At 40.6% G+C, this 9,839-nt stretch carries 19 protein-coding genes; all 19 read left to right on the top strand.

Translation table 11 applies throughout. From position 1 onward, the window contains the following. A partial coding sequence (locus tag QM524_RS25655; RefSeq protein ID WP_283346862.1) for a hypothetical protein occupies positions 1 to 204 on the top strand: 204 nt, incomplete at its 5' end. A gap of 95 nt (positions 205 to 299) precedes the next feature. Next, positions 300 to 482 carry a hypothetical protein gene (locus QM524_RS25650; RefSeq protein WP_095160463.1) on the top strand — a complete coding sequence of 61 codons (183 nt, stop codon included), beginning with the start codon at positions 300 to 302 and terminating at the stop codon, positions 480 to 482. A gap of 1 nt (position 483) precedes the next feature. Then, a complete protein-coding gene (locus QM524_RS25645) occupies positions 484 to 1,278 on the top strand; it encodes a hypothetical protein (protein ID WP_283346861.1) in 795 nt (264 codons plus the stop codon). Continuing rightward, positions 1,253 to 1,726 (top strand): hypothetical protein, encoded by a 474-nt coding sequence (locus tag QM524_RS25640; protein WP_095160461.1) that lies wholly within the window; start codon positions 1,253 to 1,255, stop codon positions 1,724 to 1,726. Before QM524_RS25645 ends, QM524_RS25640 begins: the two co-directional genes overlap by 26 nt. Continuing rightward, a complete protein-coding gene (locus tag QM524_RS25635; RefSeq protein ID WP_283346860.1) occupies positions 1,726 to 1,959 on the top strand; it encodes a hypothetical protein in 234 nt (77 codons plus the stop codon). The genes QM524_RS25640 and QM524_RS25635 overlap by 1 nt, the downstream gene beginning before the upstream one ends. Positions 1,960 to 1,972: 13 nt before the next feature. Further along, on the top strand, positions 1,973 to 2,701 hold the full coding sequence (locus QM524_RS25630) for a hypothetical protein (RefSeq protein WP_141234672.1): 729 nt from the start codon (positions 1,973 to 1,975) through the stop codon (positions 2,699 to 2,701). Positions 2,702 to 2,724: 23 nt separating this feature from the next. After that, positions 2,725 to 3,225, top strand: coding sequence for a hypothetical protein (locus QM524_RS25625; RefSeq protein ID WP_283346859.1), 501 nt, complete (start codon positions 2,725 to 2,727; stop codon positions 3,223 to 3,225). After that, entirely contained in the window at positions 3,137 to 3,574 is a 438-nt protein-coding gene (locus tag QM524_RS25620; protein ID WP_283346858.1) for a hypothetical protein, read from the top strand. Before QM524_RS25625 ends, QM524_RS25620 begins: the two co-directional genes overlap by 89 nt. Before the next feature lies 1 nt (position 3,575). After that, complete coding sequence (locus QM524_RS25615) at positions 3,576 to 3,896, top strand: hypothetical protein (RefSeq protein ID WP_095160456.1); 321 nt, start codon at positions 3,576 to 3,578, stop codon at positions 3,894 to 3,896. A gap of 1 nt (position 3,897) precedes the next feature. Continuing rightward, positions 3,898 to 4,203: a hypothetical protein gene (locus tag QM524_RS25610; protein WP_283346857.1), complete on the top strand. Its 306-nt coding sequence runs from the start codon at positions 3,898 to 3,900 to the stop codon at positions 4,201 to 4,203. A gap of 1 nt (position 4,204) precedes the next feature. Then, positions 4,205 to 4,354: a hypothetical protein gene (locus QM524_RS25605; RefSeq protein ID WP_283346856.1), complete on the top strand. Its 150-nt coding sequence runs from the start codon at positions 4,205 to 4,207 to the stop codon at positions 4,352 to 4,354. A 77-nt stretch (positions 4,355 to 4,431) separates the two neighbouring features. Continuing rightward, positions 4,432 to 5,139, top strand: a complete 708-nt coding sequence (locus tag QM524_RS25600; protein WP_283346855.1) for a transglycosylase SLT domain-containing protein — start codon at positions 4,432 to 4,434, stop codon at positions 5,137 to 5,139. Further along, positions 5,099 to 5,461 carry a hypothetical protein gene (locus QM524_RS25595; protein ID WP_283344044.1) on the top strand — a complete coding sequence of 121 codons (363 nt, stop codon included), beginning with the start codon at positions 5,099 to 5,101 and terminating at the stop codon, positions 5,459 to 5,461. Before QM524_RS25600 ends, QM524_RS25595 begins: the two co-directional genes overlap by 41 nt. Before the next feature lie 172 nt (positions 5,462 to 5,633). After that, positions 5,634 to 6,560 (top strand): transglycosylase SLT domain-containing protein, encoded by a 927-nt coding sequence (locus tag QM524_RS25590; protein ID WP_283346854.1) that lies wholly within the window; start codon positions 5,634 to 5,636, stop codon positions 6,558 to 6,560. Further along, positions 6,560 to 7,033: a hypothetical protein gene (locus QM524_RS25585; RefSeq protein WP_283346853.1), complete on the top strand. Its 474-nt coding sequence runs from the start codon at positions 6,560 to 6,562 to the stop codon at positions 7,031 to 7,033. Before QM524_RS25590 ends, QM524_RS25585 begins: the two co-directional genes overlap by 1 nt. Before the next feature lie 116 nt (positions 7,034 to 7,149). After that, positions 7,150 to 7,740 (top strand): hypothetical protein, encoded by a 591-nt coding sequence (locus QM524_RS25580; RefSeq protein WP_283346852.1) that lies wholly within the window; start codon positions 7,150 to 7,152, stop codon positions 7,738 to 7,740. Further along, a complete protein-coding gene (locus QM524_RS25575; protein ID WP_283346851.1) occupies positions 7,730 to 8,521 on the top strand; it encodes a hypothetical protein in 792 nt (263 codons plus the stop codon). The genes QM524_RS25580 and QM524_RS25575 overlap by 11 nt, the downstream gene beginning before the upstream one ends. A gap of 60 nt (positions 8,522 to 8,581) precedes the next feature. Then, positions 8,582 to 9,238 (top strand): hypothetical protein, encoded by a 657-nt coding sequence (locus QM524_RS25570; protein ID WP_166579883.1) that lies wholly within the window; start codon positions 8,582 to 8,584, stop codon positions 9,236 to 9,238. A gap of 2 nt (positions 9,239 to 9,240) precedes the next feature. Further along, complete coding sequence (locus QM524_RS25565; RefSeq protein WP_283346850.1) at positions 9,241 to 9,834, top strand: hypothetical protein; 594 nt, start codon at positions 9,241 to 9,243, stop codon at positions 9,832 to 9,834. The last annotated feature ends 5 nt before the right edge of the window (positions 9,835 to 9,839 follow it).

Genomic DNA, 9,839 nt, shown 5'->3' with positions numbered 1-9,839 from the left:
GATTCAGGTTCAGGCTCTGGAAGTGGTTCAGGCTCTAGCAATAATCCTGGCACTGCTAACGCTTCTACGGATGCAGCAACCAAAACTATCCTTGGTATGGCTTGGTATTGGGCAGCAGGTATTGGTGCTGTGATTATCGTTGGTGGTGTATATGTCGCTAAAAAACTCTTTGGCGGAAAGAAAAAGAAGCCCATTGACAAGTAAAAGATTCTAGTAGAAAAATTTAAAATCAGGAGAGTCAGCAAAGTACTCTCCTGATTTTATAAGACTTTGCTCTCTCACCCTTAAATCTTCTCACTATGACTAAAGATGAAGTAAGGGAAACTCTCAAGGAAGAAGCTAAGGAAAAAGCTTACACGTTCATTGACTTCGTAATTGGTGCCATATTCATGGCGCTCTTTGTAACCATCGTAGTTTTTGGTGTAAGAGGTTTTTCTAAGCTTTTTTCAAAACTTTTCCCCAAACTAAAAAAGGATGAATAGTATGAACTTTCTCGATTATCTCACCACCCTGACCACTGCCGACACGAGGCAAGCTCAGGGAAGGCTTGTGAAAGTCTCTGCTACAACCGCTTACGGATTGACATTCATCTTTTCAGATGCCAAACCAAGCGTGATTACGTATCCCAAAGGCGCTTTGTTAGGAAGGATTAGACAAACCACTACGGTAGTTGATAAAACCACGAAGAAAACAGTTGCTTACACGGCTGTAGATTTGGACGAACCCTTACTGGTTGATGCAGTAAACCAAAAGTACTTGACTTACTTATGGTTCAAACCTACTGAACTTGAATTTGCGGATAATGGTGAACAACCAAGGGCAGACAACAAAACTGAGTTAGTTCCTTTGTATTGCAATACTACCTCAGGGGTGAAGCTTCGACCAGAAGCTAATACGCTCAAGAAGGAGCTGAAAATCGTTAGCTATGGTAACATTGTAGGATACACCGACAAAAGTACCAAGAAATACCTTACCATTACCTTTTTGAAGGTATTTGATGCCAAAGGAAAAGTAATCGGTTGGGTCGCTAGTGATTATGTATCTTATAGCAAGCCACAGTCAAAAGCCCTTCCAAAAGTCGATTCTTCTGGAGAGTCAAGCTCTGTGATTGTTACTCAGGATGATGACCCACAATCTGGAATCTCCGATTCAACTGGAGCTGGGATTTTGAAAGTGGTTTTGTATGGCTTTTTCTTTTTGCTTTTTAGTCTGTTCTTCTATTCTATGTATCGTGCTTATAAAGACAAAAAAAATGAAAGAAAAGCTAAACTGGTATAAGACCTTATTGGTCACAAAGCCCATCACAGCCATCCTTTTGTTTCTTGTGCCCATTGGACTTATCGGATACTTTATTTTCAATCTCGGTAAAGACAAAGGCTTAAACACTCCTCCAAGCGATGCCCCATCTCCTGAATACCAGCCTCCAACGGCTCAGGAAAAGTCAGTCTTCGAGGAATGGACTAAGACCACAGGAAAAGTAATTGTAGAACAGGCTCACAACTATTTTACGGCATGGTATAGCAAGGTATGGTATGGTGAAATGCGTGATTTGTGCCATACACTCAAGGAATTGACCGATAAAGAGTTGATTTGGATAGCTAATGACTACAACCGAAAATACTTCAAAGATGGCACGTTCTTAACGGAGTTCATTGACCATAAGCTCTACGCAACCGCAGCCTACGATAGTGTACTTACTAGGCTCACAAAACTCAAGGCAAAGTAATGGCAAACATCTTAGATACCCTTGCCAACATCCTTTCTACCGACGAAATCAAGGATTTTATTACAGGTAAGAAAAAGCCTGAAATCACCGTGAATACCAACGTAGAAATGGAAACTGAAACAATTAAGAATGTAGCATTCTATTTGTTTCTGGCACTCGGAGGTTTTGCTATGATTTTAGCATTCCTCATGTTTTGGGCAATGAAGTTTGCCCTATCATCCTTCAAAAATTAAATCCTCAATGGCAATGGGAAAGAATTTGGATAAAAATATCAATATCGAAGAACTCAAGGCACAAGCTGAAAAGAGAAAGCAAGATGCTGAGCTAGAGTTGCAACGAGTCGAACAACTGCAACAAGAACAAAAAGAAGCTGAGAAACAGCAAAAAATAGATGAAAGGCAGGCTCTTCTCGACAACGTTGCAACCTTCATGGCTCAGTCAAGGCATGAAGCCTTAGCAGGAAATCTCACAAAGGCGGAAACACTCAAGGGATTTGCTGAGGACGCCAAAAAACTGGCAAATGAAATCCAGATTGATGGTGAAGAATTAGAGGAAGACGTAGTTGAACTACCCTCTGAGCCATTCTTTGGCAAAGGGTACTCGGTAGCAAGACGATGGATTCTTACCACACTATTCACTTTGGCACTCTTTGCTATTTCAAGCTATCTCAATCACTTGGTGAAACTTGAGGGGACAGACATCTCAATGGCAGTACGTTCGGCTTGGATTGACTTCATTATCAAGCTCAACCACTGGTCGATTATGTGGCTCATTGTAGACGTCTCCTTGCTTATCAACTGGAGCGTTGTGTACCGATTCAGAAACAATCACGAAGCACCCGAACATAACTTAATATCGAAATGGTTTCTCAATTGCTCAGACGAATTTCAGGTAAAGCAAGCCTTGTATTTGGTATATGCCAAAGCTTTCTCATTTGCCATCATGTATCTAGCCAGTCCAATCACCAATTCGTAATTAGACAGGCTGTAGTAGACACGATGAAAAGCCTCTATTATAATCTGGAAAGACCCAATAATAGAGGCTTTCTTATCGACAAAATCAACAAAACGGCAGGTGCGCCAAAAGGCTCAGCCTATTGCTCAAGCGGAATCATCTACATTGGTAAATGTAACAAGCTTCCAGTCACGGCCACACCACGAGCACTTTCATGGCTCAAAGCTTCGGCAGTTAAGCGAAGACATGGTAAAGCTGTCACCACTGAGCCTGTGGTCAAAGGTGATATCGCTCTTTTCAATTGGTCAAAAAACCAATGGCACGTTGAGGTCGTAACCCAATGGAATATCGCAGGAGACAAAACAAGGTTTCGTACTGGAGGCTTTAATACAGGCTCTCCCTACGACCCCAAACGAAGGAAACAAGGTATTTTCCCACATCTAAGACGAAAACAAGATGCAATCATCCTCAACTACCAAGAGTTCTGGAAGCTCAACAGCAAAGAAGTCAAAGCTCTTAATCATTGGCTCATTCATCGGCATTAGTTTACTCTCCTGTTCTGATGCCCAATATCAAGTAGTTGATCATTTGTTGGGCATTGAAACACCAGAGAAAAAGGATACAGTCGATATTGACAAGGCTGACTTGAAGCTATCCGAACTAGATACAGTCCCTGAATTCGGAACACTGGACTATTTTGATGCGACGGATACGGCATTCGCTAGATTGGAAGAAAAAATACCGAAAACACACAATCCATCTACGCCACCAAGAAAACCATACCGAAGACCCAGAGACCGATTGTCCATGCGCTCATCAAATAGCGAAATAGAAAAAGCCTTTGAAGAGGCAAAAAGAAAGATAGCTCAAATGTACGATTCGACTAACCACTAATATGTTACTACAAGTTAATTATGAGCAAATTTTCACACCGATTGTTGTATCTGGAATAGTTGCTCTGGTGGTGTGGATTTTTAGAACAAAAACTGAAGAGACGAAGGAACGAATTGACGCACGACAGGAAGAAATCAAAGACATTCAAGAGAGACAAAACAAGCATGGTGAACGTATTGCGGTACTAGAGAAAGATTCTCTTAACCAGCAAAATGGTATCAACGAACTTAAACAAGCTCTCAAGGAACAAAAGGCTGACTTCACAGCTCAATTCAACCATCTCTCAAGTCAAAATAACGAAATTCTAAAGCAGTTAAAATAGCATGAAAAAACTCATCTTTTGCTTACTATTCGGATTTATTCCGATGCTAGGTTTTTCACAAACCCTCAGTCAAGATACCTTATCACCTCCTAGTGTGGTGGTGATTATTGAGACAAATTACGTATGTGATTCAGCCGATTTTCAACCACAAGCACCACAAAATGCCAAGAAGCCAAAGCCTCAAAAAGCTCCAGTAAAAAAGAAGAAATTCATGAAACGAGGAGATTTTTGGTCTAATGTACTCGACCTTACTAAGATTATTGTCCCTGCATTAGTAACTGTTTTAGCCGCTACTTCAGCCAAATAATATGGAAGAAAAAGAGCTAGTTTCTCAAAAGTTGCAATACGCTTCTATCATCGTTTCGATGACTTCAGGTCTGATTTCGATTCTGTGGGTATCTTATCAAGCAGGTGTTTTTTTCGGGTTATGGGGAAAACCTAAACGTAAAACTTTTTAAGCAAGTTTTTACAATTTGACCCCAAAAACATCGAAATAAGCGTATTAACGCAACATTTCAAAAATTACAATTGTAAAATGTCCCTAATCTGTCTAAACAAACTAGGTTGGAATGTCGATAAAGTCGCATTCGAAAAAGAGGTTAGGGATATTTGTTCCGATCCGCTAATTCGTATCAAAAACCCTAACTGGTTAACGCTTGTCTTCAATGCCGAATCCAGTATGAAGTTTCCGAATGTGAATCGTATTGGTGCAGTAGGCTACATTCAAATTACCAAGTCCACAGCAAAGGATTTGCAAACCACAGTGGAGCACCTGAAAACGCTAAGCCCGCTTGAGTACCTGTACTATGTTCGCAAATACTTACGAATGCGAGTGAAACAATATGGAGCACCTGATTCAGCCTACGAGCTCTACGCACTGGTGCATTATCCAGTCGCATTCAAAAAGGCTGATAACTATGTACTCTATCGAAAAGGCTCAGATGCCTATGCTGGTAATAGCGCTTTAGATTACAATGCAGATGGTGCCGTTACAGTCAAAGAAATGAATCAATTCTTTGATAAGCGCTTACCACTCTTGTATGACAAAGAGTTGCTTTTCACTCCTGAGGATCCTACAAGATTTTACGTAGCCGATATAGAACTCAAGTATATCCTTGCAGGTCTGTTTTTTGGATTAGCGATGCTGGTTGGTATAGTATATTATTTTAAGAAAAATCAAATCACTAAATACCTTAAAAATCATGTTCTCTTTAGGAAAAAAGAAAAAAGGCTTCCGATTTGACATCGATGAACAAGTAGAGTACATCGGTGAGCTAAAATCAAAGAAAGGTACATACAAAGTTATCTCTCGTAAACATGAAGATGATAAAGAAGTGTACAAATGCAAAAAAGGCGCTAAAACGGAACTATTCACGCTCTCGGTCTTAAAAAAAGCCAAAGGGCTAGGTGCTGTTGACAAGCCTATCTCTATTTCAGATGTAGATGAGCGAGCCAAAGAGCTTCAACGTCGCTCTGGAGTAAAAGAGGTCAAAAAGGTCACTACGTATAACCTATCTCGTAAGGAGGCAAAAAAGATTGCTTTCCAAGAAGCTAGGAACAAGTAGTTATCCGATACGATACCTAACCATTCTAAAATATCATTGGTAGCAAAACCAACATTCCCTAGTTTAAAATTGTCCGTCAATCTTGGATTTTTGCTACCAATTCATTCCTGGCATTTAGCATTTATGTTCGCCCGGGTATTCTTTTTTGGTAGCAAAACCAAATTTTTATAAAATGAATAAATTAGCAAAAATTCTTCTTGTTGTTTTAACAGTTCTATTACTTGCTGTTGGAGGATACTATTTCTTGAATCGAAAGAAAACGGAGGCAGAAACATTAGCCAAAACAGATGATGCTTTCTATCTGCAGTATGCTGACAATGCTGATACTGTACATACTTTCAACATCAATCGTGCTGTAGAAAACAGTCTAGCCATCAGTTTTTCTGGATTTGCCAATCCAACTGTTGCAGGTACATTTCCGCTTGTTGAGGACTCGGATGCCTCAAAGTTCAATGCAGCCTCACGTCAGAAATGGGCGAATTTCATCAAAGATGTGTTAATGCCAAAGTTTGGCTCGTACGTGGCGCACGCCTCGGAGCTAACCAAAGTACCCACATGGATGATTTGGGGTATCATGGTCACAGAAATTGACCCTGATAAACTTGAATTCTCAAAATCTACGAGTGGTGCAAGAGGTGCCATGCAATTGATGCCAATCACCGCTACTGATACCATCGTAGTTGCAAAGAAGTATAAAAACTATGTTCCTGATGCTCATGAGGCTATTTTAAAGAAAAACCTTGGTGAAACCCGTGCGGAAAAAATCATTGATGCCGTCGACAAATTCGATAGAAGTCTAGTCGAAATCTCTAAGAAATCAAGCCTAAACGACCTCTACAATGCAGAATTGAATATTCATATTGGTGCATTGAAGCTTGCTAACCTACTTGACATTTACGGTGCCGATGATTTAGCTTCTGTGGTCGTTTCTTACAACAAAGGAGATGCAACAGCAAAAACCAAATATGGTATTGCTGGTAAGAGTTTGAAATACGCTCTAGCAAATACGAGTGGTGAGCCTCACGATTACATTCTTCGCACGCTAGGCAAACACGGTGGTTTTGATATTGTCACTAACGATTTAGGAATTTTAGTCTAATGTATCTACTGTTCGAAAGCTTCCGCAACCAAGATTCATACCTATGGCAACGAATGATGGCAGTGGGAGGCAAAGGAGAATGGGTTCATTGCGAAATCCTGTTTGACGAAAAAGCTTGGAGACGAGGTTCTGCATGGCTCAGTCAAGGGGTTGGGTTTAGAAACTTTGAACCCATTGACCCGAAAAGATATGAAGTGTATCAAATCGGGTCACAGCATTGGGAAAAAGCCTATCAGTATTTTGAAGCCAACGAGGGTAAAAAGTATGATGCCATCGGAGTAGTTGGTATGGTGTACAGAACTGCCGTGCTGGACAATCCCGAGCATAAGTTTTGCTCAGAAGTGTGTTACGAAGCACTTACTCAAGCACAATTTCCATTACCGAAAGTTGATGCCCGATTGATTAGTCCCTTGCAGTTAAGAAGGTTAATTAGAGGGCTAGGATACAAACCTCTTGTTTATCAAAACTCATAGGGTTACAACTTTTTTTGAAAGAACACAAAAAGAAAAGCTCTGTTTTACAGCCACTTAACTAGTAACATTTGTAGGGCTACAACTTAAAGTTGTAGCCCCATTTAATCACCACAAAAATGGCAAAATACTTATATGTAAAGGAGGATGTCGCTTATGCAGAATACTTCATCGCTCCCGATATTTCATCCCTTGCGTATGCTGCCTATTATGGTGCGTACCTTGGTGAGCTCACTGGTCGAACTGTTCAAGGAATTTCTGGAGACAAGAATACTTACTTGGAATTCAAGGCAAAAGATGGAGAGACCTACTATGTCGTAAGCACGCTTCCATACTGGGAAAGTCAAGATACTTTGAAAGACGCTAAACCTGTATCTGGAGGAACCAACACCAATACAAATACCAACTCATCAGGGAACACTTTTGGAAAAATCTTAGATGTAGCAAAAGGGTTGTTTGGAATCATTGGTGGGGGTAGTAACAAAACGGTAGCTACAGATGACAAAACTGAGACTGGTTCAAACGACGATACTGAAGATACGCCTCCTATTGAAGAAGAAAACAAGTATCTAGCTTTCCTCAAGAAGAACATCGTTTGGTTTCTTCCTACAGTTATCCTAGTTCCCATCCTGCTATTCTGGTTAATTAGATGGGCTATTCGAAAGATGAAAAAACCATCATTAACACCAACTGTCACCAATGGAGTATAGAAGAATAGCGCTACTGGATAAAACGGAAAAAGTCGATTTCGAATTACTCGAGCAAATTGCTAAGGCTATTCAAATTCAACTCCAACGAGACGTAGCACCCAAATGGGATGTATCGGGTGAGGTAAGAGCTTTTCGAACGTTTGGAGAAATACCAGCAGGTTTTTGGGCTGTATCAATCCTTGAGGAAACAGAAAACAAGTTCAACGGAACGCATTGGTATGATTCTACTACCAATATTCCCTATGCTCAGGCAAGATTGACCGATTGGGTTACACAAGAATACGCACAAAATCACCTTACAAAGGTTCTTTCTGAGGAAATCATCGAAATGTGTATCGACCCATACGGACAAAGAATCGTGAGAGGAAAGGATTTTGAGGATGACACCAAAGAGGTTGAATTCTTAGTTGAGCTAGCTGACCCCATAGCCAATCCATCAATCGGATACTATATCAACGACATCTTTGTGACCAACTTTATCTATCCATCGTATTTCAACGTGACCCATGTAGCTGGTACAAAATACGACCATTTGGGACTACTCAAAAAGCCCTTAGACCTCTTTGATAGAAGCTATCAAATCTTTCGTAGAGCTGGGCAATGGTTCAAAGCTTTTATGGTACAAGGGAAAATAGTAGTGCGCAAAAGTTCGGAGGGTGTACCACTGGAAGCTTTTGAGTCCAAAAAACTTCTGCAGTTCTTGGCTTTCATTTTGTCATTATTCCTCGTGGTCTTCTTGATATTTCGATTCTTGGGAGGAAAGTTGAATAGCAAAAAGTAAACACTAAGAAAAGCTTCAGTAACAAAAAAACAAACATCTGCTACCCCAAAAATCAATCCTATGAAAGATAAGGACAAAAGCAAAGAAAAGAATAAACTCATTCAGCTTATTGCTTTCATTCTGGTAGCAGTCGTGATTTTGGTTATTCTTTTTCGGAAAAATATCATCTCTCTACTTTCTAAAATTCCCGATAAGAACTCTGCCATCAATGATTTTTCAAAAACACTCGAAGAAAGTAATAGTCAGTTCCAGAAAAGTATGATGGGTTTGGTCGAAAACATTCAAAACAAATTGGACAACTCTACCAAACAGGTCATCAATCAAAATGGAAGTACCATAGTTCTGAAAGGCATTGGTTGGAAACGTACCATTGCTCAAGAGGAGATTACTCGTGGCTATGTAGTAAGGGTTCACGAGAATGATGGTATAGACCGTAGCTATAGATATGACCCACATAATATTGAAAACTATGGGCTAGCGACGGGTATTGCACTCCATTCGGCTACCGCAGGACAAGAGTGTTTTATACAGGTCGAAGGTACGGCTGAAATACCTAATTGGGGACTACCATCCAACACACTTATGTTTATCGGACCTATGGGGGTACTAACCCCTACAGCTCCTAACCAAGGACTCTCACAAACGGCAGGTAACTCTATTTCACCAGACGAAATCAACATTAACTTTTCACAACCAATCATCCTAAATAACGATTAACAATGCCAAAGGATTTAATTTCTAGGGACTCTGTCACAGGTAGACAAAAAGTCGTCAAATCGGTTACCGTATCCACAGGCGCTGGAGACGCAAGTAAAATAGTAGAGCTGGATGGTGCAGGTAAAATCGACAAATCTGCTTTGCCTACTACTGTTGCTGGAGGTACTGCAGCTCAATCAGGCAAAGTGCCAGAACTCAATGGTGCTGGTAAAATTGACCTTTCGCTTTTGCCAGATAACGTAGGTCCTGAATCTATGATTGTGGTTGCAGGTGAGGCACTTTCTGCAAACAACATCGTTGCAATCGACTCTACAGGCAAAGCTGTGAAAGCTGTTAGTACAAACATTGCCAAAATGGCGGTTGGTTATGTAAAAACAGCCGTAGCCAATGGTGCCAATGCAGAAGTGTTTTTCGGAAACATCAATGCAGGCTATGCAGGTCTAACGCCTGGGCAACCAGTCTACCTTTCTCAAAATGCTGGCGATCCAAAATCTACCGTACCCGTAGCTGGTACAGACACTTTCGCTCAAATCGTAGGCACTGCTGTGTCTGCCAATGCAATCTTATTTGAGGTTGCAGGTATTATTGAACTTTAATCTCA

The sequence above is a fragment of the Flectobacillus roseus genome (assembly GCF_030056595.1).
Classification (GTDB): Bacteria; Bacteroidota; Bacteroidia; order Cytophagales; family Spirosomataceae; genus Flectobacillus; species Flectobacillus roseus.
The sequence above is the reverse complement of the archived record's forward strand: the minus strand, read 5'-3'. Positions and strand labels throughout refer to the sequence as shown.

What these genes read in the sequence shown, in the direction of transcription:
- QM524_RS25570 (WP_166579883.1), top strand. Translation starts at nt 8,582, where the DNA reads ATGAAAGATAAGGACAAAAGCAAAGAAAAGAATAAACTCATTCAGCTT.
- QM524_RS25635 (WP_283346860.1), top strand. Translation starts at nt 1,726, where the DNA reads ATGGCAAACATCTTAGATACCCTTGCCAACATCCTTTCTACCGACGAA.
- QM524_RS25615 (WP_095160456.1), top strand. Translation starts at nt 3,576, where the DNA reads ATGTTACTACAAGTTAATTATGAGCAAATTTTCACACCGATTGTTGTA.
- QM524_RS25565 (WP_283346850.1), top strand. Translation starts at nt 9,241, where the DNA reads ATGCCAAAGGATTTAATTTCTAGGGACTCTGTCACAGGTAGACAAAAA.
- QM524_RS25645 (WP_283346861.1), top strand. Translation starts at nt 484, where the DNA reads ATGAACTTTCTCGATTATCTCACCACCCTGACCACTGCCGACACGAGG.
- QM524_RS25585 (WP_283346853.1), top strand. Translation starts at nt 6,560, where the DNA reads ATGTATCTACTGTTCGAAAGCTTCCGCAACCAAGATTCATACCTATGG.
- QM524_RS25605 (WP_283346856.1), top strand. Translation starts at nt 4,205, where the DNA reads ATGGAAGAAAAAGAGCTAGTTTCTCAAAAGTTGCAATACGCTTCTATC.
- QM524_RS25630 (WP_141234672.1), top strand. Translation starts at nt 1,973, where the DNA reads ATGGGAAAGAATTTGGATAAAAATATCAATATCGAAGAACTCAAGGCA.
- QM524_RS25580 (WP_283346852.1), top strand. Translation starts at nt 7,150, where the DNA reads ATGGCAAAATACTTATATGTAAAGGAGGATGTCGCTTATGCAGAATAC.
- QM524_RS25650 (WP_095160463.1), top strand. Translation starts at nt 300, where the DNA reads ATGACTAAAGATGAAGTAAGGGAAACTCTCAAGGAAGAAGCTAAGGAA.
- QM524_RS25620 (WP_283346858.1), top strand. Translation starts at nt 3,137, where the DNA reads ATGCAATCATCCTCAACTACCAAGAGTTCTGGAAGCTCAACAGCAAAG.
- QM524_RS25595 (WP_283344044.1), top strand. Translation starts at nt 5,099, where the DNA reads ATGTTCTCTTTAGGAAAAAAGAAAAAAGGCTTCCGATTTGACATCGAT.
- QM524_RS25625 (WP_283346859.1), top strand. Translation starts at nt 2,725, where the DNA reads ATGAAAAGCCTCTATTATAATCTGGAAAGACCCAATAATAGAGGCTTT.
- QM524_RS25590 (WP_283346854.1), top strand. Translation starts at nt 5,634, where the DNA reads ATGAATAAATTAGCAAAAATTCTTCTTGTTGTTTTAACAGTTCTATTA.
- QM524_RS25610 (WP_283346857.1), top strand. Translation starts at nt 3,898, where the DNA reads ATGAAAAAACTCATCTTTTGCTTACTATTCGGATTTATTCCGATGCTA.
- QM524_RS25640 (WP_095160461.1), top strand. Translation starts at nt 1,253, where the DNA reads ATGAAAGAAAAGCTAAACTGGTATAAGACCTTATTGGTCACAAAGCCC.
- QM524_RS25600 (WP_283346855.1), top strand. Translation starts at nt 4,432, where the DNA reads ATGTCCCTAATCTGTCTAAACAAACTAGGTTGGAATGTCGATAAAGTC.
- QM524_RS25575 (WP_283346851.1), top strand. Translation starts at nt 7,730, where the DNA reads ATGGAGTATAGAAGAATAGCGCTACTGGATAAAACGGAAAAAGTCGAT.